We start from the raw sequence: 24,927 nt of genomic DNA, 5'->3' as shown, positions 1-24,927 counted from the left end.
TGCTCGTCATCGCCGACCTGACGGGCCGCGCAGCGCGGGGGCGCATCCTGGCGGCAGCAGAGGTTTCGCGCGCCGACATCGAGGAAGAGCTGCCCGATGCCATTTCGACTGGCGACCAAACCTTCTTCGACCGGCAAAACCGGCAGGTCAGGGCCAGACGGGCGACGCGGCTCGGCGCCATCGTCTTCGACGAGACGCCGCTGCCCCGTCCGACCGGTGAGGCCGTCAGCCGCGCTCTGGCGGAAGGCGTGCGCGAGCTGGGGTTGGAACAGCTTCCCTTTTCCAAGGAGGCCATACAGCTTCGCGAACGCATGGGCTTTCTTCACCGCAGTATCGGCGACCCGTGGCCTGACCTCAGCGACGAAGCGCTGCTTTCGCGGCTGGACGAGTGGTTCGTTCCCTATCAGATGGATGCTCGGGGGATTTCCGATATCTCCCCATCCGGCCTTTCGAACGGTTTGATGGCATTGATACCGCACGGGCTGCAGCGCGATCTTTCGCGCCTCGCGCCGACGCATTTCGAAGCGCCGACGGGACAGCGCCATCCGATCCAGTATCACGGCGAAGAGCCGACTTTGACGATCCGTGTGCAGGAACTCTTCGGCCTCAAGCACCATCCGGCGATCGGTGACGGCCGACTGCCGCTGCTTCTCGAGCTGACATCGCCGGCACATCGGCCGATTCAGACCACCCGCGACCTGCCCGGCTTCTGGGCCGGCTCGTGGAAGGATGTGCGCGCCGACATGCGCGGCCGCTATCCCAAACACCCCTGGCCTGAGCGGCCGGACGACGCCATGCCGACGACAAGGGTAAAACCTCGTGGTACATGAGCCCCAGCACGGTTCAAGGGATGCCAGATGGTTGATAATGTCGAGAGTTCGCCCGAAGAGGACAGGCACAGCAGCAGACGCCTGAGATTGCAGACGCTGGTTCGGCTGAGATGGCTTGCCGTCGGCGGCCAGGCAGTCACAGTGTTCATCGTTGCCTTCTGGTTGAAATTCCCCCTTCCGCTGGCGGCATGCGCGGTGCTGATCGCGGCGCTGGCGGCTGTCAATTTCTACCTGATGATCCGCTACCCGCCGACGCACCGCCTCTACCCGGGCGCGGCCTTCTCGCTGCTGGGCTTTGATCTTCTGCAGCTTTGCGCACTGCTGTTCATCACCGGCGGCCTTGCCAATCCCTTCGCTGCCCTCGTCTGCGTTCCTGTCATCATCTCCTTCGCGTCGCAGCCGATCCGCTTCAGCACGGTGCTCATCCTGGTCGCGATGGTCTGCATCACCATCCTCGCCTTTTCGCCCTTTCCCTTACCGTGGTTCGACGGGGTCGAGATCAATGTGCATACTGTGATGCAGTTTGGCGTCTGGTGCTCGATCGCATCGACCATGGCTTTCGCCGCCTTCTACGCATATCGGGTCTCGATGGAGGCGAGCCAGCTGGCCGATGCCCTGGCGGCAACCGAACTTGTGCTGCAGCGGGAGAAGCACCTTTCGCAGTTGGACGGTCTTGCCGCCGCTGCCGCGCACGAACTCGGAACTCCGCTCGCCACGATCAGCGTCGTTGCCAAGGAAATGGAACGGGAATTGAAGGATGACGATCGCTTTCGCGAGGATGTGCAGCTGCTGCGCAGCCAGAGCGAGCGGTGCCGCGACATCCTGCGGCGCCTGGCGACGCTCTCGGCGGAAGGCGAGGCACATCTTCGACGCCTGCCGCTGTCATCCATGATGGAAGAGATCGTGGCACCGCACAGGGAATTCGGGATCAAACTCGAACTCATCGAGAAAAGCCCGCGCAAGGGCGAGCCGGTCACCGACCGCAATGCCGGCATCATGTATGGGCTCGGCAACCTGATCGAGAACGCCGTCGACTACGCGCGTGATAGGGTAACGGTGACGGTCGAACACGATCCAAGAAAAGTCCGCATCACGGTCGAGGACGACGGCGAAGGCTACTCTTCCGATATTCTGACCCGGATCGGCGAACCCTACGTCACAAAGAGACAGCGAGAGGACCGCGCCGGTGGGCTGGGCCTTGGCCTCTTCATCGCCAAGACGCTTCTGGAGCGATCCGGCGCGTCGCTTGTGTTCGAGAACCGCATGCCGGAGACTGCCGGAGCACGCGTCCGTGTCGAATGGCCGCGCATGCTGATCGATGCAAATTCGACAAAATGACGCTATCGGCATAATGAAAAGCGGGATACTTGACTTATATCAGGCAGGCGGTTGCCGGGATTGACGAATATGAACGAGCTTGACCACGAATCCTCTCTTGCAGATGCGGATCATATCGGTCCGGACGCTAGCCTGCTGATCGTCGATGATGACGGGCCGTTCCTGCGCCGCCTGGCACGCGCCATGGAGACGCGCGGCTTCAAGGTCGAAACTGCCGAGTCCGTCGCGGAGGGTGTTGCCAAGTCGAAGATCCATCCGCCGAAATACGCTGTCGTCGACCTGCGGCTTGGCGACGGCAACGGGTTGGATGTGATCGAGGCAATCCGGCAGCGTCGGGACGACACGCGGATCATCGTTTTGACCGGCTACGGCAATATTGCAACCGCCGTCACGGCGGTGAAGCTCGGCGCTGTCGATTACCTGGCAAAGCCTGCCGATGCCGACGATGTCTATGCAGCGCTGACGCAGCGAGCCGGCGAGAAGGCGGAGCTGCCGGAAAACCCGATGTCGGCTGACCGGGTGCGGTGGGAGCATATCCAGCGGGTTTACGAGATGTGCGAGCGCAATGTTTCGGAAACGGCACGGCGGCTCAACATGCATCGCCGTACGCTGCAGCGAATCCTCGCCAAGCGCGCGCCGAAGTAAGCTCAGATATCGTCGACATCAAACGGCTTGCCGTTTGCCCATTCGGCCATCAGCAGGCGCTGGGCGGCTGCGCGGGAAAAATTCAGCGTGACGGATTTGCGCGTGGCGGGCGCCAGGCGATGCTCGGGCGCTTCCCGGATCATATGCGCACCGTAGCCATCGGATAGGAACAGGCCGCAGTCCTCGGGGAAAATCTCGAGCGGAACGTCCTTGTGGGTGGCGAAGAACAGTCGATCGCAATGCAGGCGATACTCCGGCCACTTGCGGTCGACGCGAAAGTCCTCGATCGACGTCTTGATCTCGATGATCCAGATTTCGCCCTTCTCCGAAATCGTGATCAGGTCGGCCCGCCGCCCGCTGGCAAGCGACAGCTCCGGCAAGACCGCGTGACGCATTTCATGAAGTAAAATCTGAGTCCCGCGGCGCACGAGCATAGCTCTGTCCGATTGGCGGCCATCTATTAACGGATTGTTATTGTAAACATTCAAAATCGTCATGGATAACCGTAGGCGCAGTGCGCGCGTTGTTGCAAAAAAACCATGCGCTTCTAATTTGCCGCTGCGTATTGGTTTTGCCGCACTGCAACAGCTTGCAAAGGCAAAGTTAATCGAAAATAAACCATAATCAAAGATGGTTCAAAAGACCGTTCCTCCTTGCCCATTTCCTAAGAGACATCCATGCGCATCCGCAATGCATTTCCTGTATTCGGCCTGATGGCGACGCTCGCTCTGGCCGGTTGCTCCTCGACTACCGAAAGCGCCTCCGTCGACGACAAGGGCACCCCGGGGCCGACCGTTCAGACCGCGCAAATCTTCGACGACGCCTACGGCGTGACGACGGATGCGGGATATTCGCTTCCGGCCATCCCCATCCAGAAGGTGAAGCCGCAGTTCCGCCGGCAGATCGTCTCTTACGAAACCACCGAACGCCCGGGCACGATCATCGTCAACACGCGCGAGCGCTTCCTCTACTACATCCTGCCGGGCGGCAACGCGATGCGTTACGGCATCGGCGTCGGCAAGCAGGGCTTCGCCTGGGCCGGCACGGCCTATGTCGCCTGGAAGCAGGAATGGCCGACCTGGCACCCGCCGAAGGAAATGGCCGAGCGCAAGCCGGAAGTCGCCAAGTACGTCGAGGAGGGCATGGGTCCCGGCCTCAGCAACCCCCTTGGTGCGCGCGCCATGTACCTCTTCAACGAAAAGGGCCAGGACACCCTCTTCCGCCTGCACGGCACGCCGGAATGGGCTTCGATCGGAACGGCCGCCTCGTCCGGCTGCATTCGCCTTATGAACCAGGACGTTATCGACCTCTACAGCCGCGTGCGTCCGGGCAAGACGACCTCGAAGGTCATCGTTATCCAGTAAGCTGCCGCTGAAATCGGGTATTTAAAAGGCCGCCGGAACGTTGTTTCGGCGGCCTTTTCTATTGATTTGTCCTCGTCAGGCCGCTTGCTCCGCCTTCAGTTCGAGGCGGCGGCGATGCAGGACTGGCTCGGTATAGCCGTTCGGCTGCGCCCTGCCCTTCAAGACGAGATCAAGGGCCGCCTCGAAGGCGATTGAAGCGTCGAAATCGGGCGCCATCGGAGTGTAGGCGGGATCGGACGCATTCTGCTGATCGACAATGGCGGCCATGCGCTTCATCGTCTCGACGATCTGCGCTTCGGTCGTGACCTTGTGGTGCAGCCAGTTCGCCATATGCTGGGCGGAGATACGCAGCGTCGCCCGGTCCTCCATGAGGCCGACATTGTTGATGTCGGGCACCTTGGAGCAGCCGACGCCCTGATCGACCCAGCGGACAACATAGCCGAGGATGCCCTGGGCGTTGTTGTCGAGTTCCCGCTGGATTTCCTCCGGCGTCCAATTCGGGCGGACCGCGACGGGGACCGAAAGGATATCGGAGAGCTTGGCACGGGCGCGATCCTTGAGGCCCTGCTGGACGCGGGCGACGTTGACGCGGTGGTAATGCGTGGCGTGCAATGTCGCGGCCGTCGGCGACGGAACCCAGGCGGTATTGGCGCCAGCCTTCGGGTGCGCGATCTTCTGCTCCAGCATCGCCGCCATCAGATCCGGCATGGCCCACATGCCCTTGCCGATCTGCGCGTGGCCGGATAGGCCGCATTCGAGGCCGATATCGACGTTCCAGTTTTCGTAGGCTGCGATCCAGGCGGCCTGCTTCATGTCGCCCTTGCGGATCATCGGCCCGGCCTCCATCGAGGTGTGGATTTCATCGCCCGTACGATCCAGGAAGCCGGTATTGATGAAGACCACGCGCTCGCGAGCGGCACGGATGCATTCCTTGAGATTGACGGTCGTCCGCCGCTCCTCGTCCATGATGCCCATCTTGATGGTATTGCGCGCCATGCCGAGGGCATCCTCGACGCGCGAGAAGATCTCGGCGGCGAACGCGACTTCCTCGGGGCCATGCATCTTCGGCTTGACGACATAGACCGAACCAGTGCGCGAATTCTTGCGGCGGCCGTTCGGGCCGACGTCGTGGAGCGCAATCATGCCCGTGATCATCGCATCCATGATGCCCTCCGGCACTTCATTGCCGTCACGTTCAAGGATGGCGGCATTGGTCATGAGGTGGCCGACGTTGCGCACCAGCATCAGCGATCGGCGATGCACTTCGAAGGGCGCACCTGTCGGACCGTTGTATTCCAAATCCGGATTGAGCTTTCGGATGAGGCTCGAACCGCCCTTCGATACCTCTTCCTGAAGGTCGCCCTTCATGAGGCCAAGCCAATTGCGGTAGATGACGACCTTGTCTTCAGCGTCGACGGCTGCAACCGAATCCTCACAGTCCATGATCGTCGTGATCGCCGATTCCAGCCGGACGTCGGAGATATGCGCCGGATCGCTCTTGCCAATCGCGGTTGAGGCATCGATGGCGATGTCGATATGGATGCCGTTGTTCTTCAGCAGGATGTGAGTCGGCGCCGCGGCATCGCCTTGATAGCCGGCAAAGTGCGCCGCATCGGTCAGCGAAACATGCTCGCCATCGGTTGAGGTGACGGCCAGAGCACCATCCCGGACAGCAAACGTCGCAACATCCTTCCAGCGCCAGCCGTCGAGCGGAGCGGCGGTGTCGAGGAAATCGCGCGCCCAGGCAATCACCTTCTCGCCGCGCTTCGGATTGTAGCCTTTGCCCTTCTCGGCACCGTCGCTCTCGGGAATCGCGTCCGTTCCGTAAAGCGCATCGTAGAACGAGCCCCAGCGGGCGTTGGCGGCATTCAGCGCGTAGCGAGCGTTCATGACGGGAACGACAAGCTGTGGGCCCGCTATCGAAGCGATCTCCGGATCGACGTTCGTGGTCGTCACCTGGAAGTCGGAGCCCTCCGGCAGGATATAGCCGATGTCCCGAAGAAACGCCTGATAGGCTTCCATATCGGTCGGCGCACCGTGTTGGCGGTACCAATCATCGATACGAAGCTGGAGCGCATCGCGCTTGGCGAGCAGCTCGCGATTGCGCGGCGCCAGATCGTGAACGATGGCCGAGAAATCGGCAAAGAACTTGTCGGCATCGATCTTCAGCCCGGGCAGCGCTTCCTTGACGAGAAACTCATGAAGGACGGCTTCAACGGCAAGACCGTTTTTATCGATGCGGCTCATTCAATGTCTCCTAGGACCCACGCGGTTTTTCGCATGCTGCCACTTTGCCCGGCTTTCATTCATAGTCAATTATGCAATAGTTCGAAAGATTTATGCCGATTTAGGCAAAGACCGCGGCGTGACGCACATCGGTAGCCCGTTTTGCGGCTGCGTCGTCAGCTTTTGCACCGGCCAGGGCTTCGTCTGATCCGTCAGATCGAAGCGGAAACGGTGCATCAGCACCGCCAGAGCGATCACTGCCTCCTGCAGGGCAAAGGTTGCGCCGATGCAGACACGCGGGCCCGCGCCGAACGGCAGGAACTGAAAGCGACCGATCTTACCGCGATTCTCCGGCAGGAACCGTTCCGGCAGGTAGGCGCGCGGCTTGTCCCAATAGAGTTCGTGGCGATGCAGCGTCCACGGCATGATGAGAACGGTGACGCCGGCCTCGATCTCGACCGTTTCACCCTTCGCATCGGTCCACCGATCGGCGGCGATTGCGGCGCGATTGATCGACGGCGCCGGCGGATAGAGCCGCAGCGCCTCCTCGAAGGCCGCGCGGGTGTAAGGCATCAGATCGAGCCACTTGACCGGCTCGACATCCCGCGCCAGGACGCGATCAATCTCCTCCTCCATCGCCTCGCGGATATGCTGTGTGTTCGCGACGCAGTAGAGCGTCCACGCGAGTGCACGCGCCGTCGTCTCGTGGCCGGCACCGATGAAGGTAAGGATATTGTCTTCGATTTCGTCATTCGTCAGCCCGCCGCTCGCGGCCTGATCGAGGAGCAAGGTCAGGAAGTCGTCCGGCGCGGCGGCGCGATTGGCCTGCATGCGCGCAAGCCGGGCATTCATGGTCTGGCGTACGATGTTGCGAAACTTGTCGAGCACCTTCTGGCCACCGATGCGGGTCAGGCGCGGAACCCAGGACGGCGCGCGCAGAAGGTCCATCGGATCGACGCGCCCCATACGATGCAAGAGCGCGTTGACGTCATCGGCAAAGCTGTCGGAGGACGTGACGATCTCACCCGAGAACAGCGTATCGGCGAGAATGGCGAAGGTCAGCTCCGTCATGTCGGCGGCGATCTCGAAGACCTTGCCCTCGTTGCCGGCGGCCTGGTATTTTCTCGCATAGTCCTCGGACTGGCGAAGCATCTGGCCGGCAAAGCCGTTTGCATGGCGCGGTGTGAAAACCGGCGCGACTGCCTTGCGGGATCGCTTCCAGACTTCTCCTTCCGCCGTCAGCAATCCGTCGCGCAGGATGGGGCGCAGAATGAGCTGGCGAATGTCCGACATGCGGTAGTTTGCGGCATTGTCGACGAGAACATGGCGGATCAGGCCGGGGTCGTTGACGATCAGGGTTCTTTCCCGAAAGAACCGCGTGTGAATCCACGGCAGCGTATAGGAAGGCTCTCCCCAGAGTTCCAGCGGGTTGCGTAGGATCGTTCGGATGATCTCAAGGCGTCCCGGCGGCACCGTTCGCGGCAGCGGCGCTGGGGGCTCAAAGGGATGCGGACGCATGTCCATGAGAATTCAGCCTTTCGCGGAAGATCTCAAGCTCTTCCCGGCAAGGCAAAAACTAGAGCAGACGCTCCAGCTCGTCCAGCTTATCGTTGACCAGCCAACCGTAATAGTTCTCTTCCGGCCAGACAGTTTCGCCCGAAGCACGGTTCTTGGCAGCAAGAGCGGCCGCGCGCTGGCGCGAATTGCCGACATTATAAAGCGTGGCGGTCAGGCCTGGATTCCTGGAGATATCCATGTCGGCGATCTCCTTGTAATCGTCGATCGACCGGCGGATCGAGGCGGCGACGAAAGCGAGCGAGATATCGGGCTGCATGATCGCCTTGTAGACGGAACCAGCGTCCTTCTCGTTCAGCTTCTCATAGCCCGACACCTTGGAGACGAGATCCGAGAGCATCAGCGCCGTCAGCGGGTTGATCTGGCCAAGGCCGAAGGTCTGACCGGCATAGAAGGGCTGGAAGAAAACCGCGCTGAAGCGATTGTTCGGGAAGGTCTTGCCGTCCACGGTCTTGCCGCGGAAATCGCTTTCCCAGATATCCTCGCGGCAGCTCCAAAGCGTGTAGGCATCGCCGCCCTTGCCGTTGCATTCGGAAAACTGCGGCCGCTTGATGAAGTCGTCCACGTCCTCGCCACCATAGGCGAAGCGGAAGCTCTCGCCGGCATAGGATGCAGCCTTCACATAATAGGACTGCAGACGGTCGTAAGCGTCGACATTATACGTATGCTCGCCGACGATCGCGCCGATCACATGAATCGGATCGATGCCGTAAGCGGCCGAAACCTTCTTGATCTTGGCCATCAGCTCGTGATCCGAGGCGAGGAGATCATGAACTTTCTCGTACTTGCGATCGAACGAGGTCTTCGTGCCTTTCGTGCGGCGGACCGAGGCGCCTGGAACATCCGGTTGCTCGGCATGACGGTTTCCTGGCGGCACCACCTGCATGGCAAAAGCGGGAGCCGAGGTCAGCACGGCAGCGGCAATCAAGAGGCTTGTCAGAAGGCGTCGCACGATCAGCGTTCTCATCGGTTCATGGCATTGTCGCGAAGCGCGCTGACTGGACCACAATCTTGGCCGAATGATGCTGGCGCTGACAACAAAACGGGCCTTTCACTAAAAAGTAAAAGGCCCGCTGTCGAGAGTTCAAGCTGTCAAAATCGCGTCATTACATCAGTCAAGACATGACCGGATGCTTGTTCATCACAGGATGAAGCGGGACAGATCCGTGTTCTGCGCCAGGTCGCCGACATGCTTGCGTACATACTCGGCATCGATGGTCACAGCCGTGCCGCCGCGATCCGGTGCGTTGAACGAGATCTCGTCCAATACGCGCTCCATCACCGTCTGCAGGCGGCGGGCACCGATGTTTTCAACCGACGAGTTCAGGTGAACCGCGACATCGGCCAGAGCATCGATGCCGTCGTCGGTGAATTCGAGGCTCAGACCTTCGGTCTCCATCAGCGCCTTGTACTGCCTGATAAGGCTAGCCTCGGTTTCCGTCAGGATGCGGCGGAAGTCTTCCTTGGTCAGCGGACGCAGCTCGACGCGGATCGGCAGGCGGCCCTGCAATTCCGGCAGGAGGTCCGAGGGCTTGGAGACATGGAAGGCACCCGAGGCGATGAACAGCACGTGGTCGGTCTTCACCGGGCCGTACTTTGTCGACACCGTCGTGCCTTCCACCAGCGGAAGTAGGTCGCGCTGCACGCCCTCACGCGAAACCCCTGCACCCATACCGCCGTCGCGAGCGGCGATCTTGTCGATCTCGTCGAGGAAGACGATGCCGTCATTCTCGACCGCGCGGACCGCCTCGCGCTGGATGACTTCGTTGTCGATCAGCTTGTCGGACTCGTCGCGGATCAGATCCGTGTAGGATGCCTTAACCGTCGTGCGGACCTTCTTGGTGCGGCCGCCCATCGCCTTGCCGAACATTTCGGAAAGGTTGAGCACACCGATATTGGCGCCCGGCATGCCAGGAATATCGAAGCCGCCCATGCCGGTGGCGGTGTCGGCGATCTCGATATCGATCTCCTTGTCGTCAAGTTCGCCGCCACGCAGCTTCTTGCGGAAGCTGTCGCGCGTCGCCGGCGAGGCCGTGGAGCCGACGAGCGCATCGAGAACGCGCTCTTCCGCGCTCATATGCGCCTTGGCCTGCACTTCGCTCCGCTTCTTCTCGCGGGCGAGCCCGATGCCGACCTCGACGAGATCGCGGATAATCTGCTCGACGTCGCGGCCGACATAGCCGACTTCGGTGAACTTCGTGGCTTCGACCTTGATGAATGGCGCACCCGCCAGTTTGGCGAGACGGCGAGAGATTTCCGTCTTGCCAACACCGGTCGGACCGATCATCAGGATGTTCTTGGGCATGACTTCGTCGCGCAGATCCGGATCGAGCTGGTGGCGACGCCAGCGGTTGCGCAACGCGATTGCCACCGCGCGCTTGGCCTCATGCTGACCGATAATATAGCGATCGAGTTCGGAAACGATCTCGCGGGGGGAAAAAGTGGTCATGTGTCCGTTACTCCGGGTGCGTCCAACGCCATGAAATGCGCCGGACCGTAAATGGAAGTTCTTGTATCGACGTAGTGGAAGCCTGCTTTTTCGTAAGCCCTAATCGCCTGGCGGTTTTCGGGATCCGGATCGATCACGATGCGCCTCGCACCGTTCGCGAAGAGTTCGGCCGCGAGCTGACGGATGATCGCAGTACCGTGACCCTTGCCTATCAGCTCAGCAACACCGATCGAGATATCGACGCCCAGCGTGCCTTTCGGCTGGTCCTGATAGGGATGACCGTCTTCCAAATGAGGATCATAGCTTTGGAGGTAACCTATCGGATGCCCGTCCAGCTCCACGATCATCGGCCTTGTCTCGATACTGTTCATCGCCTCTTCGATCGACGCAAGCTCTGTCTCGGGCGCGCCCCACCATTTCGCGACATGCGGTTCTGCCAGCCACTTTGCCACGAGGCCAAAATCCTCGCGGCTGATGTCGCGGAAACGGTATTTCGGGGCGTGCTCAGCTTTCGGCATCCAGGGTTTCCACCACCATATTATGGTTCGTGTAGACACAGATATCGGCGGCAATATCCAGCGCGCGCCGCGCCACCTCTTCGGCTGATTTGTCCGTATCCATCAGGGCGAGGGCCGCAGCGAGTGCAAAATTGCCGCCCGAACCGATCGCCATGGCGCCATGCTCCGGCTCTAGAACGTCACCGTTGCCTGTTATCGCCAGTGTCACCTGCTTGTCGGCGACGAGCATCATGGCTTCGAGGTTGCGGAGATACTTGTCCGTGCGCCAATCCTTGGCGAGCTCGACGGCTGCGCGCATCAGCTGGCCCGGATATTGTTCGAGCTTCTTTTCAAGACGTTCGAGGAGGGTGAAGGCATCCGCGGTGGCGCCTGCGAAACCGGCAATCACTTCCCCCTTGCCGATGCGCCGGACCTTGCGGGCATTGCCTTTCATCACGGTCTGGCCGAGGCTCACCTGACCGTCGCCGGCCATGATGACCTTGCCGCCCTTTCGAACTGTAACAATTGTTGTCATCTATTCACCTTTGCCCGTCTGCCGGGCTCGTTACGTCGGGCCGAACGCCGGCCCTGTCGAGCCCTATGTAAGTGCGTGAATGCCGATTGCAAATGGCGTCGTTTTCTGCTGCCGCGGTTCTGGATATTTCACGGCTTGCCTGATAAGGAACCCCCGTACTTCCCGATGGAGCAGCCATATGGCCGAGACCGCAGCAAGCCGCACGGGCACCGTATCCCGCAAGACGAACGAGACTACGGTTTCCGTTTCCGTCAATCTCGACGGTACCGGAAAATCGAAGATTTCGACGGGCGTCGGCTTCTTCGACCATATGCTTGACCAGCTGTCACGACATTCGCTCATCGACATGGAGATCGAGACCAAGGGCGACCTGCACATCGACGATCACCACACGGTGGAAGACACCGGCATCGCGATCGGCCAGGCGATTGCCAAGGCGCTCGGCGATCGCCGCGGCATCGCCCGCTACGCATCGATCGATCTCGCCATGGACGAGACGATGACGAAGGCAGCCGTCGACCTTTCCGGTCGTCCCTTCCTCGCCTGGAACGTCGCCTTCAGCGCGCCGAAGATCGGCACGTTCGACACGGAGCTCGTGCGCGAATTCTTCCAGGCGCTTGCCCAGAACGCCGGCATCACCTTGCATATTCTCAACCATTATGGGGCCAACAACCACCATATTGCAGAGACATGTTTCAAGGCCGTTGCCCGCGCGCTGCGTACGGCAACAGAGATCGATCCGAGACAGGCGGGCCGTGTTCCCTCGACGAAGGGCACGCTCGTCTGAGCCCCCTAAGGGAGCTTGACGATATGACTTCCAGCTACTTGGTTCTAACTGCGCCTGGCGGAACGGACTCCAACCACGAGAAGACGCGCTTCATTCGCGACGGCTTTACCATTCTCGGGTTTCTCTTCCCCTGGATATGGCTGGCCTTCCATCGGCTGTGGCTCCACGCCATCGCGGCATTCCTCCTGCAAAGCCTTGGCGGTGCTCTGGCTGACCGGGCGGACCTGTGGCCAGTCGGCGTCGCGATTACCTTCGGCACCAGTCTGTTGGTGGCACTCGAGGGCCAGAATCTTCGTATCCGCAATCTGGTCGCGAAGGGCTGGGACGAGGCCGACCTCGTCTCTGCCGATTCGCTTCAGACCGCTGAAGAAATCTACTTTTCGAATGTTCAGACCGACACCGGCGACAGCCGTCCGGCGCCCTCGCCGCAATGGGACCCCACAGCCCATGCGCCGCGTCACGGCAATGCCACCTCGCTCGGTCTCTTTGGTTTTGATGGAGGACGCTGATGCGCGTCGCAATTATCGACTACGGTTCCGGCAATCTGCGTTCGGCGACGAAGGCCTTCGAACGAGCCGCGCGGGAAGCCGGCATCGATGCCGTGATCGACCTGACTGACAATGCCGAGACCGTCGCGGCCGCCGATCGCGTTGTGCTGCCAGGTGTCGGTGCCTATGCCGACTGCCGGCGCGGGCTCGATGCCGTTCCCGGCATGTCGGAAGCGCTGATCGATGCGGTCGAGAAAAAGGCCCGACCTTTCCTCGGCATTTGCGTCGGCATGCAGCTGATGTCGTCACGCGGTCTCGAGAAGACGGTCACTGATGGTTTCAGCTGGATCCCCGGAGACGTCGTTGAAATGACGCCCGGTGATGCCAATCTAAAGATCCCGCAAATCGGCTGGAATACACTGAACTTAAGATCCCCTCACCCGCTGTTTGAGGGTATTCCCACGGGGCCGAACGGGCTGCATGCCTATTTTGTGCATTCCTATCATCTGGCGGCGAAGAACTCTGGCGACGTGATTGCGACGGCCGACTACGGCGGGCCGATCACTGCTTTCGTCGGCCGCGACAACATGGCCGGAGCCCAGTTCCATCCCGAAAAGAGCCAGAAGCTCGGCCTGGCCCTAATTGCCAATTTCCTGCGCTGGAAGCCTTAAGCTCGCGCATTGCAAGGACAGACAGAATGATCCTATTTCCCGCAATCGACCTCAAGGATGGCCAGTGTGTTCGCCTCAAGCTCGGCGACATGGACCAGGCGACCGTCTACAATCCCGACCCTGCCGCGCAGGCGAAGGCGTTTGAAGATCAAGGGTTCGAGTGGCTGCATGTCGTTGATCTGAACGGCGCCTTCGCGGGCGAAAGCGTCAATGGCGCGGCCGTCGACGCAATCCTGAAGGCGACGAAGAACCCCGTCCAGCTTGGCGGCGGTATTCGCACACTCGACCATATCGAGAGCTGGCTGTCGCGCGGCCTCGCCCGCGTCATTCTTGGCACGATCGCCGTGCGCAATCCGGCACTGGTGATCGAAGCCTGCAAGACGTTTCCCGGCCGCGTGGCTGTCGGCATCGATGCCAAGGGCGGCAAAGTCGCCGTCGAGGGCTGGGCCGAGGCCTCCGAGCTCGGCGTCATCGAGCTGGCGAGGAAATTCGAGGGCGCAGGCGTTGCCGCAATCATCTATACCGACATCGACCGCGACGGCATCCTCGCAGGCATCAATTGGGCGTCAACACTCGAACTTGCCAAGGCGGTGTCGATCCCGGTGATCGCGTCCGGCGGCTTGGCTTCGATCGAGGATGTGAAACGGATGCTCGAGCCCGACGCACGCACGCTCGAGGGTGCGATCTCGGGCCGCGCGTTGTATGATGGACGCCTTGATCCCAAGGAAGCGCTGGCGCTGATTGCGGCCGCACGCGCAAAGGAGATTGCGCAGTGACCCTGAAGGCCCGTGTCATTCCCTGCCTCGACGTCAAGGACGGCCGCGTCGTCAAGGGCGTCAATTTCGTCAACCTGGTGGACGCCGGCGACCCGGTCGAGGCGGCCAAGGCCTACGATGCTGCCGGCGCCGACGAGCTCTGCTTCCTCGACATCACCGCTTCGTCGGACAATCGTGAAACGATCTTCGACGTCGTCGCACGCACGGCCGAACAGTGCTTCATGCCTGTCACCGTCGGCGGAGGCGTGCGCACCATCACTGATATTCGCAAGTTGCTGCTCTGCGGCGCCGACAAGGTTTCGATCAATTCGGCGGCAGTCAACAATCCTGACTTCGTTGCGGAAGCGGCTGACAAGTTCGGCGACCAGTGCATCGTCGTCTCCATCGATGCCAAGCGCCGGCGCACGCAGGCGGTCGGCCAGGACAATCTGAGCGCCTGGGAGATCTACACACATGGCGGCCGCAATGCGACCGGCATCGACGCCGTGGATTTCGCACGGAAAATGGTCGAGCGCGGGGCCGGCGAACTGCTCGTCACGTCGATGGACCGAGACGGAACGAAAGTCGGCTACGATCTCGAGTTGACACGCGCCATTGCGGATTCGGTTCGGGTGCCGGTCATCGCCTCGGGCGGCGTCGGCGACCTCGACGATCTCGTGGCCGGCGTCAAGCAGGGGCATGCCAATGCCGTTTTGGCCGCATCGATCTTCCACTTCGGCACCTATTCCGTCGAAGAGGCGAAGCGCTATATGTCGTCCTGCGGCATCGACATGCGTCTGGACTGATTAGAAAGCAGAATCATGAGCGAATTCACCCTTGCCGACCTGGAAAAGATCGTCGATGCGCGATCGAAAGCCTCGCCAGATGAATCCTGGACGGCAAAACTCGTTTCCGCAGGCCAGCCCAAAGCTGCCAAGAAACTCGGCGAAGAGGCAATCGAAGCCGTGATGGCAGCAATTGCCGACGACCGTGAGAACCTCACCTATGAAGCCGCCGACCTGCTCTATCACCTATTGGTCGTATTGAAGGTGGCGGGCATTCCGTTACACAGTGTCATGGCGGAGCTTGAGCGGCGTACCGCTCAATCCGGCCTGACAGAAAAGGCGAGCCGGCAAAGTTCATGAGTATCGCAAGACAGCTCATCGGAGCGCCCGAGGCGCTCGATCATTTTCAGGCGAATGCCTATTCGCCCTATCCCTTCTTTTCTTCCGAGGAATGGGCGCGCTTCCGCGCCGATACGCCCCTGACTCTGAAGGGGGACGAGGTCAAGCGGCTACGCTCCATGGGCGACCCGATCGACCTTGATGAAGTGCGGCGGATCTATCTTTCGCTTTCGCGCCTTCTCTCAGCCCACGTGGAATCGTCGCAACTGCTTTTTGAGCAACGCAACCGCTTTCTCAGTCTCTCGAATGTCGCGAAAACGCCGTTTGTCATCGGCATCGCCGGCTCGGTGGCCGTCGGCAAGTCGACGACCGCCCGTATCCTGAAAGAGCTGCTGACGCGCTGGCCTTCCAGCCCGAAAGTGGATCTGGTGACCACCGATGGCTTTCTGCATCCGAACGCCGTGCTGCAGCGTGAAAACCTGATGCAGCGCAAGGGCTTCCCCGAGAGCTACGACACCGGAGCGATCCTGCGCTTCCTGGCGGCGATCAAGGCCGGGCAGCCGAACGTCAAGGCGCCGTCCTACTCGCATCTGGTCTATGACGTCCTGCCAAATGAATACAAGATCGTCGATCGGCCGGACATCCTGATCTTCGAGGGCATCAACGTCCTGCAGTCACGCGACCTGCCGGCCGGCGGCAAGATCGTGCCGATGGTCTCCGACTTCTTCGACTTCTCGATCTACATAGATGCGGAGGAAAGCCGGATTCACGACTGGTACGTGACGCGCTTCATGCGGCTCCGCGAAACGGCGTTTCGCGATCCTCATTCCTTCTTCCACCGCTACGCCTCGATCAGCGAGGAGGAAGCGCTGTCGATCGCCGAAGGCCTCTGGGAAAACATCAACCTCAAGAATCTGCGGGAGAACATCCTGCCGACGCGTCCGCGCGCTGACCTGATCCTGCGCAAGGGCAACAATCACCTGATCGAACAGGTGGCCCTGAGGAAGCTCTAAGGTGTTATCCGACGAAGCGTCAGGTTAATACGACCGCCATTCTTTAGCAGCGTCGAGGTCGACGGATAGATTTTGTCGACGCCGTGGAAACATAGCCGCCCTTCCGCACCCAAGACAACGACATCGCCACTCGATAGCTTGAAGGAGAGCGTGCGGTCGTTGCGCGCGAGGCCGCCGACGCGGAAGAGGCAACCATTGCCAAGCGATATCGACACGACGGGCGCGGCGAGATCCTGCTCGTCCTTGTCCTGATGCAGGCCCATGCGCGCCTCGTCGGAATAGAAGTTGACGAGACAGGCCTGTGGAGGCTTGCCGTAGCCGGACAGGTCGTTCCAGATTTCCAGCAGTTCCGCGGGCATATCCGGCCAAGGCTTGCCCGTGACAGGGTGGGTCGGCTGGTAGCGATAGCCGCGCTGCTTGTCCGTGACCCAGCCGAGCGGTCCGCAATTCGTCATGCGCACCGACATCGGCTTGCCGGTGCCGGGCATGACGGGCACGAAAAGCGGCGCGTCCGCCACGATCGTCCGGATGATATCGACCAATGCCTGCTGCCGCGGTCGGTCCAGATAGTCCGGAAGGTGACTGACGCCGGTGGGCAGCTTCAGCATATCAATCTCCGAAGGGGCGCCCACGCATCTTCTTCACCTCGGCGCGGCCCGATTTCTCCTTCAGCCGGCGTTCGATCGACCCTTTTGTCGGCTTGGTTTTCTTGCGGGGCGGCGGCGGCGGTTTTGCCGCCTCGAGAATCAGCTCTTTCAGCCGCTCACGCGCGTCTTCGCGGTTACGATCTTGGCTGCGGAAGCGGCTTGCCTCGATCATCAGCACACCTTCTTTCGACAGGCGCTTGCCAGCAAGCTTCACGGCATTCACCTTCACGCGCTCGTTCAAGGAGGGTGAGTTGGGAATGTTGAAGAACAACTGGACTGATGTCGAGACCTTGTTGACGTTCTGCCCGCCGGGGCCACCCGCCAGGACGAACTGCTCCGTCAGCTCCCATCCGGCGATGGTGATTCGATCGTTGATGTAAAGCGGGTCGCTGGCCATGCGATTTCTATCTCACATCGGCCGGCGCTTGGGAACAGACAAAGAAACCCGGCGAACGCCGCCGGGTTTCACGTGAATCATCAATGTTTTGGCGCGTCATTCAGCCGCGGCGCGAAACCCCGGGGCCGCATCGCGCACCCCGCCATCGACATGGCCTTCGAACTTGGCGAAGTTCTCGATGAACATCGTCACGAGCTTGCCGGCCTGTGCGTCATAGCCGATCGGATCCTGCCACGTGGAACGCGGATCGAGGATCGCCGCCTCGACGCCCGGCACCGCGACGGGAACCGCGAAACCGAAATTCGGATCAACGCGGAAATCCGCCTTGCCGAGTTCGCCCGAGAGCGCTGCGGCAAGCAGCGTGCGCGTTGCCTTGATCGGCATGCGCTTCCCGGTGCCGTAGGCCCCGCCGGTCCAGCCGGTGTTGACCAGCCAGCATTCGACCCCGTGGCGGCCGATGAGATCTTTCAGGAGATTGCCGTATTCTGACGGATGGCGTGGCATGAACGGCGCGCCGAAGCAGGTCGAGAAGGTCGCTTCTGGCTCGGTCACGCCCCGCTCGGTGCCGGCCACCTTGGCGGTGTAGCCCGACAGGAAGTGGTACATGGCCTGATCCGGCGTCAATTTGGCGATCGGCGGCATGACGCCGAAGGCATCCGCGGTCAGCATAATGATCGTCTTCGGATGACCGGCAAGACCGGTCTTCGAGGCGTTCGGAATGAAATCCAGCGGGTAGGCGCAACGCGTGTTTTCCGTCAGCGATCCATCGTTGAAATCAGGTTCACGCTGATCGTTCAGAACGACGTTTTCGAGAACGGTGCCGAAGCGCTGCGTCGTGGCATAGATTTCCGGTTCCGCTTCCGCCGACAAGCGGATGGTTTTGGCGTAGCAGCCGCCTTCGAAATTGAAGATGCCGTCCTCGCCCCAGCCATGCTCGTCGTCGCCGATAAGCGTACGGGCTGGATCGGCCGAGAGCGTCGTCTTGCCGGTGCCAGAGAGGCCGAAGAAGACCGCGGCATCGCCATCCGGGCCGACATTGGCCGAGCAGTGCATCGGCATCACGCCCTTTGCCGGGAGCAGATAGTTCAGCACAGTGAAGACCGACTTCTTCATTTCGCCGGCGTAAAAGGTGCCGGCGATCAGCACCTCACCATTTGTCAGATCGCAAGCGATGACGGTTTCCGTGCGGCAGCCATAGCGCTCGGGGTCGGCCTTGAAAGTTGGCAGGTTGATGATCGTCAGCTTCGGAGCGAAAGATTCCAGGGTCGAGCGCTCCGGGCGGATCAGCAGGTTACGAATGAACAGCGAATGCCAGGCCAGCTCGGTCACGACACGCGTCGGCAGCGCATTGTTCTCATCGGCACCGCCGATGAGATCCTGAACGAACAGATCCTTGCCGTGGGCGTGCGCGAGCATGTCCTGCTTCAGGAGCGCGAAGTTCTCCGGCGACATCGGCTTGTTGTTGTCCCACCAGATCTGACCATCGGTGTTGGCATCACGAACGACGAACTTGTCCCTCGGCGAGCGACCGGTGTGCTGACCCGTCAAGGCGCGCAATGCACCATGGGCGGTGAGTTCAGCCTCACCCCGGCGAATCGATTCTTCATAGAGGGAGGCGGCCGTAAAATTATAGCGAGCGCTGTTTGCACTCCCCAAACCGATCGTCGCCAGCTCTATCGCCGGGTTGTGGACTCCGAACAGCTCCATGGTCTTTCCCTTCCCTTGAGGCTCGTGCAGTTAAGAACTGAGGGTGACCGTACGGGCGGTTTTTTTAAAACGCAATAGCAGAAAATCGATAAAACGTAGTAATATCAAACTATTAATCGATTTAAATTTTCCCGTGATATTTTAAATCGTTTGAATCAGAAGTGGCCGGAGCAAATATCGACACCACTTTTGGTTGCCATCAAAACTTTACAACAATCTCACCCTTTATCTTTGCCACAATTTGTTCCACCTTTATCCCCATAAGCGCATCCGGTTCACAAAGGCCGCCTGGGGACCTTCTAATACCTGGAGACGCGCATAGATGACGGAGACGAATACCATGCCGACAATCGCGCTCGTTGACGACGACCGCAATATCCTCACCTCGGTATCGATCGCACTCGAGGCCGAAGGATATAAGGTCGAGACCTATACCGATGGCGCCTCCGCCCTCGACGGTCTCCTCGCCCGCCCGCCGCATCTTGCCATCTTCGACATCAAGATGCCGCGCATGGACGGCATGGAACTCCTGCGCCGCCTGCGACAGAAATCCGACATCCCGGTTATCTTCCTCACCTCCAAGGATGAGGAAATCGATGAGCTGTTTGGCCTGAAGATGGGCGCCGACGACTTTATTACCAAGCCGTTCTCGCAGCGTCTGCTGGTCGAGCGCGTGCGCGCCGTCCTGCGCCGCGCATCGAGCCGCGAGGCTGCCGCCGCGGCCGGCGGTGCTGCTCCAAAACCGGGCACTGCACAGCAGCTTGCTCGCTCGCTGGAGCGCGGCCAGCTGGTCATGGACCAGGAACGCCACACCTGCACCTGGAAAGGTGAGCCGGTGACGCTGACGGTGACCGAATTCCTCATTCTGCATTCGCTGGCCCAGCGTCCGGGCGTCGTCAAAAGCCGCGACGCATTGATGGATGCGGCTTATGACGAGCAGGTCTATGTCGACGATCGCACCATCGACAGCCACATCAAGCGGCTCCGCAAGAAATTCAAGATGGTCGATACCGACTTTGATATGATTGAAACGCTCTACGGAGTGGGGTACCGCTTCCGCGAAGCAGCCTGACGCCGAAGCGGCGCGGCATCTGAGAATTGTCGAGAGCTGGTGATCGCGAAAGCGGTCCGCTCTCCGAAAGGGCCTGTCGTTGGCACAGTTGGTGCAGGAAAGGGATCTGGATGAGGCGGAAGGCGTAAGCAGTCGCCGCGTCAGCGGACGACGCTGGTCGCATCCCTTCACGATCATCCGCCGCATCTTCGGCAATGCCGTCTTTTCGAGCCTGACACGCCGCATCCTCTTCTTCAATCTCGCGGCGCTTGTCGTTCTCGTCGGCGGCATTCTCTACCTCAATCAGTTCCGCGAAGGGCTGATCGACGCCCGCGTCGAAAGCCTTCTGACGCAGGGGGAAATTATCGCGGGCGCCGTCTCGGCTTCCGCTTCGGTCGACACGAACTCGATCACGATCGACCCGGAAAAGCTGCTCGAACTGCAGGCTGGCCAGAGCATTACCCCGGTGCCGAACGACGAGGACCTCGAGTTCCCGATCGACCCGGAAAAGGTCGCGCCGGTCTTGCGCCGCTTGATTTCACCGACGAGAATCCGTGCGCGCATTTTCGATGCCGACGCCAACCTGCTACTCGACTCTCGCCACCTCTATTCGCGCGGCCAGGTCCTGCGTTTTGATCTACCGCCGGTCGATGACGAGGAGCAGACCTGGAGCCAGTGGTTCACGACGATCTTCAACAAGGTACTGCAGCCTGGAAACCTGCCGCTGTACAAGGAAGCGCCGGGCGGCGATGGCTCCATCTACCCCGAGGTGATGAACGCGCTGACCGGCGTGCGCGGCGCCGTGGTTCGCACCACCGAGAAGGGCGAGCTGATCGTTTCGGTCGCCGTTCCGATCCAGCGCTTCCGCGCTGTTCTCGGTGTGCTGCTGTTGTCCACGCAAGCGGGCGATATCGATAATATCGTCCACGCCGAGCGCCTCGGCATCATGCGCGTGTTCGGCGTCGCGACGCTTGTCAACGTTCTGCTGTCTCTCGTTCTCTCGTCGACAATCGCCAACCCATTGCGGCGTCTATCCGCCGCCGCCATCCGTGTTCGCCGCGGCGCAAAGGAACGCGAGGAAATTCCGGACTTTTCCGCACGTCAGGACGAGATCGGCAACCTTTCCATTGCGCTGCGCGAGATGACGACGGCACTCTACGACCGTATCGCTGCGATCGAAAGCTTTGCGGCCGACGTCAGCCACGAACTGAAGAATCCGCTGACATCGCTGCGCAGCGCCGTCGAGACACTGCCGCTCGCCAAAACGGACGATTCCAAGAAGCGGCTGCTTGATGTCATTCAACATGACGTTCGCCGCCTCGACCGCCTGATCAGCGATATTTCCGACGCCTCCCGTCTCGATGCCGAGTTGGCGCGGGTCGATGCAGGTTCGGTCGATCTGGAAATCCTGCTTCGCGACCTCATCGACGTGTCTCGGCAAATCCGCAGTCGCAAGAAAGAAGTGCAGATAGAGTTCGCCATCGAGCGCAAGCCGGGCGTCAAGACGCGCTTCGTGGTGAACGGCCACGACCTGCGCATCGGCCAGATCGTTACGAATCTGATAGAGAACGCGCGCTCCTTCGTACCGGAGCACGACGGCAGGATCACCGTGCGACTGGTTAGAACGCGCTCCCGCTGCATCGTTTACGTCGAGGACAACGGGCCGGGCATCCAGGCCGAAAATATCGATCGTATCTTTGAGCGCTTCTATACCGACAGACCGGAATCAGAGGGCTTCGGGCAGAATTCGGGCCTCGGTCTGTCGATCAGCCGCCAGATCGCCGAGGCGCATGGCGGTTCGCTGCGTGCGGAGAATATCATCGATCCGGAGAGCGAAAGGCTGCTCGGAGCGCGCTTCATCCTCGCCCTTCCAGCCAATACCACCGCATGACGGACACGCCTTCGAACATCCAGGCAACCGCTATCGTCGTCGGCAGCACCGGTCTTCTTTTCATGGGGCCTTCGGGATGGGGAAAGTCGATGCTCGCCTTTGCCTGCATCTCCCAAGCACAGCACATCGGCATGTCGGCGATACTGGTTGCCGACGATCAAGTGATGATCTCCAAACAAGATGGAGCCGTGATTGCCACCTGCCCTGCCTCGATTGCCGGTTTGATCGAATTGCGCGGCACCGGCATCGTCCGAGTGCCATACATCGCAAGGGCGGCGATGCATTATGCTGTCCTTCCTGGAAGCGTGTCCGGAGAGAAGCGGCTGCCGCCCGAGGGTGAGCGAATGACGATTGCCAACGGTATGGATCTGCCGGTCATTCGGTTGCTGGCAAACACGCCGTTGCCGCTGGCGGTGTTGATGGCAAAAGCAGCCGATATCGGACAGTAATGCCTGCGAAATCGGCAAATCCCGCCCTAAAAGTCGTATTTTTGTCTTGCACTTCGGCTTTTCATCGCCAAGATGTGCCCCCACGGTGGACGCGATTGCTGCATTGCGATATTGGCCCACCGTTTGCATACGCCACTAGGAGCAGTAATATCATGATCGGACTTGTGCTTGTCACTCATGGCAAGCTGGCTGAAGAGTTTCGTCATGCGGTCGAACACGTCGTCGGTCCTCAGAAATTCATCGAAACGGTCTGTATCGGTCCCGAAGACGACATGGATCAGAGACGACAAGATATTCTGGAAGCAGTGTCCCGCGCCGACGACGGCCATGGAGTCGTCATCCTGACCGACATGTTCGGCGGCACCCCCTCCAACCTAGCAATATCCGTCATGAGCAGTGGCCACACGGAGGTCATTGCTGGCATGAACCTGCCGATGCTGATCAAGCTTGCCGGCGTACGCGGTGAGAACAATATGGAAAAGGCTCTCGTCGAAGCCTCCGAGGCCGGACGGAAATACATCAACGTCGCGAGCCGCGTCCTCAGTGGCAAATAGTGAGCACATCGCGCCCATGACGGCACTCTCCCGAGAAATTCTGATCATCAACAAGCGCGGACTGCACGCGCGCGCTTCGGCCAAATTCGTTCAATTGGTCGAGAATTTCGATGCAGCGATTACCGTATCGAAAGACGGGATGACGGTCGGCGGGACTTCGATCATGGGCTTGATGATGCTGGCGGCGAGTCCCGGTTCAAGCGTCCTTGTTTCTGCCAGCGGCAACCAGGCAGCACAGGCGCTCGATGCGCTCGACGAGCTGATCCAGAACCGGTTCGGCGAGGAAATGTGAGTCTCTCGCGGCTCATATAAACATATAAAGACTTCTTTATATCATTATTGCCTTCGTCATGGAAGCCTGCTAAACGGCCACCATAGCCGCGCATGCCGCGTGGACACTATCTGGCGCATGCACTTGCGCCTTCGAATTTTGAGCCGCTTTTCAGCCTGGAGAACCCAATGAGCACTGAAAAAGATTATGTCGTCGCCGACATCGGCCTCGCGGATTTCGGCCGCAAGGAAATCACGATCGCAGAAACCGAGATGCCGGGCCTGATGTCCTGCCGCGCCGAATTCGGCGAAGCAAAGCCGCTCAAGGGCGCGCGCATCACCGGTTCGCTGCACATGACGATCCAGACGGCCGTTCTCATCGAAACGCTGGTCGCGCTCGGCGCCGAAGTCCGCTGGGCGTCGTGCAACATCTTCTCGACGCAGGATCATGCCGCAGCCGCAATCGCTGCCACCGGCGTTCCGGTTTTCGCCATCAAGGGCGAGTCGTTGGAAGATTACTGGGTTTACACCGACAAGATCTTCCAGTGGGCTGACGGCGGCCTTTCCAACATGATCCTCGATGATGGCGGCGACGCCACGATGTACATCCTGCTGGGTGCGCGTGCTGAAGCCGGCGAGAACGTGCTGTCAAACCCGCATTCTGAAGAGGAAGAAATCCTCTTCGCACAGATCAAGAAGCGTCTGGCCGCATCGCCGGGCTGGTTCACAAAGCAGCGCGACGCCATCAAGGGCGTGACGGAAGAAACCACGACAGGCGTCAACCGCCTCTACCAGCTCAGCCAGAAAGGCCTCCTGCCCTTCCCGGCGATCAACGTCAACGATTCCGTCACCAAGTCGAAGTTCGACAACAAGTACGGCTGCAAGGAATCTCTGGTCGACGGCATCCGCCGTGGCACGGACGTGATGATGGCCGGCAAGGTCGCCGTTGTCTGCGGATACGGTGACGTTGGCAAGGGCTCGGCCGCTTCGCTTCAGGGAGCTGGCGCCCGCGTTAAGGTGACGGAAGTCGACCCGATCTGCGCACTTCAGGCTGCCATGGACGGTTTTGAAGTCGTCACGCTTGAAGACGTCGTGTCTTCCGCAGACATCTTCATCACCACGACCGGCAACAAGGATGTCATCCGCATCGACCACATGCGTCAGATGAAGGACATGGCGATCGTCGGTAACATCGGCCATTTCGACAACGAAATCGAAGTTGCGGCGTTGCGTAACCTGAAGTGGACCAACATCAAGCCGCAGGTCGACCTGATCGAATTCCCGAAGGGCAACCGCATCATCCTTCTCTCCGAAGGTCGTCTGCTCAACCTTGGCAATGCTACAGGCCATCCGTCTTTTGTCATGTCGGCTTCGTTCACCAACCAGACGCTGGCGCAGATCGAGCTCTTCACCAAGCCCGGCCAGTACCAGAACCAGGTCTACATCCTGCCGAAGCACCTCGACGAGAAGGTTGCGCGCCTGCATCTCGACAAGCTGGGCGTGAAGCTGACGCAGCTTTCTGAAGAACAGGCGGCCTACATCGGCGTCACGCCGCAAGGTCCGTTCAAGGCTGACCACTACAGATATTAATCGCTAGATCAATATCCACAACATCTAGAGGGCGCCACATTGACAAATGCGGCGCCCTTATTTTTTGGCACACA

The 24,927-nt window shown here is 60.4% G+C and carries 27 protein-coding genes (1 of these 27 only partly in view); 17 read left to right on the top strand and 10 right to left on the bottom strand.

The window, feature by feature from the left end:
• From hrpB to WGT02_RS01305, 3 genes are all read left to right on the top strand, one after another.
• Positions 1–830 carry the end of an ATP-dependent helicase HrpB gene (hrpB, locus tag WGT02_RS01315; RefSeq protein WP_208249373.1) on the top strand. Its footprint begins 1,636 nt before the window's first position, so 830 of the gene's 2,466 nt are visible here — the last part of the coding sequence; the start codon falls outside the window, past its left edge; its stop codon occupies positions 828–830.
• A gap of 27 nt (positions 831–857) precedes the next feature.
• Positions 858–2,168, top strand: a complete 1,311-nt coding sequence (locus WGT02_RS01310) for an ActS/PrrB/RegB family redox-sensitive histidine kinase (protein WP_208249375.1) — start codon at positions 858–860, stop codon at positions 2,166–2,168.
• Positions 2,169–2,237: 69 nt separating this feature from the next.
• Complete coding sequence (locus WGT02_RS01305) at positions 2,238–2,813, top strand: ActR/PrrA/RegA family redox response regulator transcription factor (protein ID WP_007797961.1); 576 nt, start codon at positions 2,238–2,240, stop codon at positions 2,811–2,813.
• A 2-nt stretch (positions 2,814–2,815) separates the two neighbouring features.
• Here the strand turns inward: WGT02_RS01305 and WGT02_RS01300 are convergent, their stop codons facing one another.
• On the bottom strand, positions 2,816–3,310 hold the full coding sequence (locus WGT02_RS01300) for an MmcB family DNA repair protein (protein WP_024313161.1): 495 nt from the start codon (positions 3,308–3,310) through the stop codon (positions 2,816–2,818).
• Between the two features lie 180 nt (positions 3,311–3,490).
• Between WGT02_RS01300 and WGT02_RS01295 the strand changes: the two genes are divergently transcribed.
• Positions 3,491–4,177 (top strand): L,D-transpeptidase, encoded by a 687-nt coding sequence (locus WGT02_RS01295; RefSeq protein ID WP_208249377.1) that lies wholly within the window; start codon positions 3,491–3,493, stop codon positions 4,175–4,177.
• Between the two features lie 75 nt (positions 4,178–4,252).
• On the opposite strand, the gene WGT02_RS01290 is transcribed toward WGT02_RS01295, so the two are convergent.
• From WGT02_RS01290 to hslV, 6 genes are all read right to left on the bottom strand, one after another.
• Positions 4,253–6,424, bottom strand: coding sequence for a malate synthase G (locus WGT02_RS01290; protein ID WP_208249378.1), 2,172 nt, complete (start codon positions 6,422–6,424; stop codon positions 4,253–4,255).
• A gap of 90 nt (positions 6,425–6,514) precedes the next feature.
• The gene (locus WGT02_RS01285) at positions 6,515–7,927 is read right to left on the bottom strand and encodes a cytochrome P450 (RefSeq protein WP_208249379.1); all 1,413 of its coding nucleotides are present in this window, start codon (positions 7,925–7,927) and stop codon (positions 6,515–6,517) included.
• 52 nt (positions 7,928–7,979) lie between these two features.
• The gene (locus WGT02_RS01280; protein WP_024313165.1) at positions 7,980–8,930 is read right to left on the bottom strand and encodes a DUF1402 family protein; all 951 of its coding nucleotides are present in this window, start codon (positions 8,928–8,930) and stop codon (positions 7,980–7,982) included.
• Between the two features lie 189 nt (positions 8,931–9,119).
• Complete coding sequence (hslU, locus tag WGT02_RS01275; RefSeq protein WP_024313166.1) at positions 9,120–10,427, bottom strand: ATP-dependent protease ATPase subunit HslU; 1,308 nt, start codon at positions 10,425–10,427, stop codon at positions 9,120–9,122.
• Positions 10,424–10,945: a GNAT family N-acetyltransferase gene (locus WGT02_RS01270; protein WP_024313167.1), complete on the bottom strand. Its 522-nt coding sequence runs from the start codon at positions 10,943–10,945 to the stop codon at positions 10,424–10,426. The genes hslU and WGT02_RS01270 overlap by 4 nt, the downstream gene beginning before the upstream one ends.
• A complete protein-coding gene (hslV, locus tag WGT02_RS01265) occupies positions 10,932–11,459 on the bottom strand; it encodes an ATP-dependent protease subunit HslV (RefSeq protein ID WP_208249380.1) in 528 nt (175 codons plus the stop codon). Before hslV ends, WGT02_RS01270 begins: the two co-directional genes overlap by 14 nt.
• A 178-nt stretch (positions 11,460–11,637) precedes the next feature.
• Here hslV and hisB point away from each other — a divergent pair, with 178 nt between their 5' ends.
• From hisB to coaA, 7 genes are read left to right on the top strand one after another with little or no spacing between them, the layout of a single operon-like run.
• On the top strand, positions 11,638–12,246 hold the full coding sequence (hisB, locus tag WGT02_RS01260) for an imidazoleglycerol-phosphate dehydratase HisB (protein WP_024313169.1): 609 nt from the start codon (positions 11,638–11,640) through the stop codon (positions 12,244–12,246).
• Positions 12,247–12,269: 23 nt separating this feature from the next.
• Positions 12,270–12,755 (top strand): DUF2628 domain-containing protein, encoded by a 486-nt coding sequence (locus tag WGT02_RS01255; protein ID WP_024313170.1) that lies wholly within the window; start codon positions 12,270–12,272, stop codon positions 12,753–12,755.
• On the top strand, positions 12,755–13,405 hold the full coding sequence (hisH, locus tag WGT02_RS01250; protein ID WP_024313171.1) for an imidazole glycerol phosphate synthase subunit HisH: 651 nt from the start codon (positions 12,755–12,757) through the stop codon (positions 13,403–13,405). The genes WGT02_RS01255 and hisH overlap by 1 nt, the downstream gene beginning before the upstream one ends.
• A gap of 26 nt (positions 13,406–13,431) precedes the next feature.
• Complete coding sequence (hisA, locus tag WGT02_RS01245; protein WP_024313172.1) at positions 13,432–14,181, top strand: 1-(5-phosphoribosyl)-5-[(5-phosphoribosylamino)methylideneamino]imidazole-4-carboxamide isomerase; 750 nt, start codon at positions 13,432–13,434, stop codon at positions 14,179–14,181.
• Positions 14,178–14,966, top strand: a complete 789-nt coding sequence (gene hisF / locus WGT02_RS01240; protein WP_024313173.1) for an imidazole glycerol phosphate synthase subunit HisF — start codon at positions 14,178–14,180, stop codon at positions 14,964–14,966. The genes hisA and hisF overlap by 4 nt, the downstream gene beginning before the upstream one ends.
• A 15-nt stretch (positions 14,967–14,981) precedes the next feature.
• Positions 14,982–15,305: a phosphoribosyl-ATP diphosphatase gene (locus tag WGT02_RS01235; protein ID WP_024313174.1), complete on the top strand. Its 324-nt coding sequence runs from the start codon at positions 14,982–14,984 to the stop codon at positions 15,303–15,305.
• Positions 15,302–16,297, top strand: a complete 996-nt coding sequence (coaA, locus tag WGT02_RS01230; RefSeq protein ID WP_375678914.1) for a type I pantothenate kinase — start codon at positions 15,302–15,304, stop codon at positions 16,295–16,297. The genes WGT02_RS01235 and coaA overlap by 4 nt, the downstream gene beginning before the upstream one ends.
• Here the strand turns inward: coaA and WGT02_RS01225 are convergent.
• The 3 genes from WGT02_RS01225 to WGT02_RS01215 all read right to left on the bottom strand — a co-directional run bounded on the left by WGT02_RS01225 (position 16,294) and on the right by WGT02_RS01215 (position 19,048).
• Positions 16,294–16,905: an alpha-ketoglutarate-dependent dioxygenase AlkB gene (locus WGT02_RS01225; protein ID WP_024313176.1), complete on the bottom strand. Its 612-nt coding sequence runs from the start codon at positions 16,903–16,905 to the stop codon at positions 16,294–16,296. The genes coaA and WGT02_RS01225 overlap by 4 nt on opposite strands.
• A 1-nt stretch (position 16,906) precedes the next feature.
• Positions 16,907–17,341, bottom strand: a complete 435-nt coding sequence (arfB, locus tag WGT02_RS01220) for an alternative ribosome rescue aminoacyl-tRNA hydrolase ArfB (protein ID WP_024313177.1) — start codon at positions 17,339–17,341, stop codon at positions 16,907–16,909.
• 96 nt (positions 17,342–17,437) lie between these two features.
• A complete protein-coding gene (locus tag WGT02_RS01215) occupies positions 17,438–19,048 on the bottom strand; it encodes a phosphoenolpyruvate carboxykinase (protein ID WP_024313178.1) in 1,611 nt (536 codons plus the stop codon).
• Positions 19,049–19,388: 340 nt separating this feature from the next.
• On the opposite strand from WGT02_RS01215, the gene WGT02_RS01210 reads away from it, so the two are divergent.
• The 6 genes from WGT02_RS01210 (at position 19,389) to ahcY (ending at position 24,853) form a co-directional block, all read left to right on the top strand.
• Positions 19,389–20,120, top strand: a complete 732-nt coding sequence (locus WGT02_RS01210) for a response regulator transcription factor (protein ID WP_197901953.1) — start codon at positions 19,389–19,391, stop codon at positions 20,118–20,120.
• A gap of 79 nt (positions 20,121–20,199) precedes the next feature.
• A complete protein-coding gene (locus WGT02_RS01205) occupies positions 20,200–21,990 on the top strand; it encodes a HAMP domain-containing sensor histidine kinase (protein ID WP_208249381.1) in 1,791 nt (596 codons plus the stop codon).
• The gene (locus tag WGT02_RS01200; RefSeq protein ID WP_208249382.1) at positions 21,987–22,439 is read left to right on the top strand and encodes an HPr kinase/phosphorylase; all 453 of its coding nucleotides are present in this window, start codon (positions 21,987–21,989) and stop codon (positions 22,437–22,439) included. The genes WGT02_RS01205 and WGT02_RS01200 overlap by 4 nt, the downstream gene beginning before the upstream one ends.
• Before the next feature lie 152 nt (positions 22,440–22,591).
• Positions 22,592–22,993: a PTS sugar transporter subunit IIA gene (locus tag WGT02_RS01195; RefSeq protein ID WP_007528763.1), complete on the top strand. Its 402-nt coding sequence runs from the start codon at positions 22,592–22,594 to the stop codon at positions 22,991–22,993.
• Positions 22,994–23,009: 16 nt separating this feature from the next.
• Positions 23,010–23,285, top strand: coding sequence for an HPr family phosphocarrier protein (locus WGT02_RS01190; RefSeq protein ID WP_007798031.1), 276 nt, complete (start codon positions 23,010–23,012; stop codon positions 23,283–23,285).
• 167 nt (positions 23,286–23,452) lie between these two features.
• Positions 23,453–24,853, top strand: coding sequence for an adenosylhomocysteinase (ahcY, locus tag WGT02_RS01185; RefSeq protein ID WP_208249384.1), 1,401 nt, complete (start codon positions 23,453–23,455; stop codon positions 24,851–24,853).
• The last annotated feature ends 74 nt before the right edge of the window (positions 24,854–24,927 follow it).

Source organism: Rhizobium sp. T1470, from assembly GCF_042140505.1.
In the GTDB taxonomy this organism is placed as follows: Bacteria; Pseudomonadota; Alphaproteobacteria; order Rhizobiales; family Rhizobiaceae; genus Rhizobium; species Rhizobium favelukesii.
The sequence above is the reverse complement of the archived record's forward strand: the minus strand, read 5'-3'. Positions and strand labels throughout refer to the sequence as shown.

Excerpts from the sequence above, each read along its gene's own strand:
- WGT02_RS01310 (WP_208249375.1), top strand. The coding sequence starts at position 858 with ATGGTTGATAATGTCGAGAGTTCGCCCGAAGAGGACAGGCACAGCAGC.
- WGT02_RS01305 (WP_007797961.1), top strand. The coding sequence starts at position 2,238 with ATGAACGAGCTTGACCACGAATCCTCTCTTGCAGATGCGGATCATATC.
- WGT02_RS01300 (WP_024313161.1), bottom strand. The coding sequence starts at position 3,310 with ATGACGATTTTGAATGTTTACAATAACAATCCGTTAATAGATGGCCGC.
- WGT02_RS01295 (WP_208249377.1), top strand. The coding sequence starts at position 3,491 with ATGCGCATCCGCAATGCATTTCCTGTATTCGGCCTGATGGCGACGCTC.
- WGT02_RS01290 (WP_208249378.1), bottom strand. The coding sequence starts at position 6,424 with ATGAGCCGCATCGATAAAAACGGTCTTGCCGTTGAAGCCGTCCTTCAT.
- WGT02_RS01285 (WP_208249379.1), bottom strand. The coding sequence starts at position 7,927 with ATGGACATGCGTCCGCATCCCTTTGAGCCCCCAGCGCCGCTGCCGCGA.
- hslU (WP_024313166.1), bottom strand. The coding sequence starts at position 10,427 with ATGACCACTTTTTCCCCCCGCGAGATCGTTTCCGAACTCGATCGCTAT.
- WGT02_RS01270 (WP_024313167.1), bottom strand. The coding sequence starts at position 10,945 with ATGCCGAAAGCTGAGCACGCCCCGAAATACCGTTTCCGCGACATCAGC.
- hslV (WP_208249380.1), bottom strand. The coding sequence starts at position 11,459 with ATGACAACAATTGTTACAGTTCGAAAGGGCGGCAAGGTCATCATGGCC.
- hisB (WP_024313169.1), top strand. The coding sequence starts at position 11,638 with ATGGCCGAGACCGCAGCAAGCCGCACGGGCACCGTATCCCGCAAGACG.
- WGT02_RS01255 (WP_024313170.1), top strand. The coding sequence starts at position 12,270 with ATGACTTCCAGCTACTTGGTTCTAACTGCGCCTGGCGGAACGGACTCC.
- hisH (WP_024313171.1), top strand. The coding sequence starts at position 12,755 with ATGCGCGTCGCAATTATCGACTACGGTTCCGGCAATCTGCGTTCGGCG.
- hisA (WP_024313172.1), top strand. The coding sequence starts at position 13,432 with ATGATCCTATTTCCCGCAATCGACCTCAAGGATGGCCAGTGTGTTCGC.
- WGT02_RS01235 (WP_024313174.1), top strand. The coding sequence starts at position 14,982 with ATGAGCGAATTCACCCTTGCCGACCTGGAAAAGATCGTCGATGCGCGA.
- coaA (WP_375678914.1), top strand. The coding sequence starts at position 15,302 with ATGAGTATCGCAAGACAGCTCATCGGAGCGCCCGAGGCGCTCGATCAT.
- WGT02_RS01225 (WP_024313176.1), bottom strand. The coding sequence starts at position 16,905 with ATGCTGAAGCTGCCCACCGGCGTCAGTCACCTTCCGGACTATCTGGAC.
- arfB (WP_024313177.1), bottom strand. The coding sequence starts at position 17,341 with ATGGCCAGCGACCCGCTTTACATCAACGATCGAATCACCATCGCCGGA.
- WGT02_RS01215 (WP_024313178.1), bottom strand. The coding sequence starts at position 19,048 with ATGGAGCTGTTCGGAGTCCACAACCCGGCGATAGAGCTGGCGACGATC.
- WGT02_RS01210 (WP_197901953.1), top strand. The coding sequence starts at position 19,389 with ATGCCGACAATCGCGCTCGTTGACGACGACCGCAATATCCTCACCTCG.
- WGT02_RS01200 (WP_208249382.1), top strand. The coding sequence starts at position 21,987 with ATGACGGACACGCCTTCGAACATCCAGGCAACCGCTATCGTCGTCGGC.
- WGT02_RS01195 (WP_007528763.1), top strand. The coding sequence starts at position 22,592 with ATGATCGGACTTGTGCTTGTCACTCATGGCAAGCTGGCTGAAGAGTTT.
- WGT02_RS01190 (WP_007798031.1), top strand. The coding sequence starts at position 23,010 with ATGACGGCACTCTCCCGAGAAATTCTGATCATCAACAAGCGCGGACTG.
- ahcY (WP_208249384.1), top strand. The coding sequence starts at position 23,453 with ATGAGCACTGAAAAAGATTATGTCGTCGCCGACATCGGCCTCGCGGAT.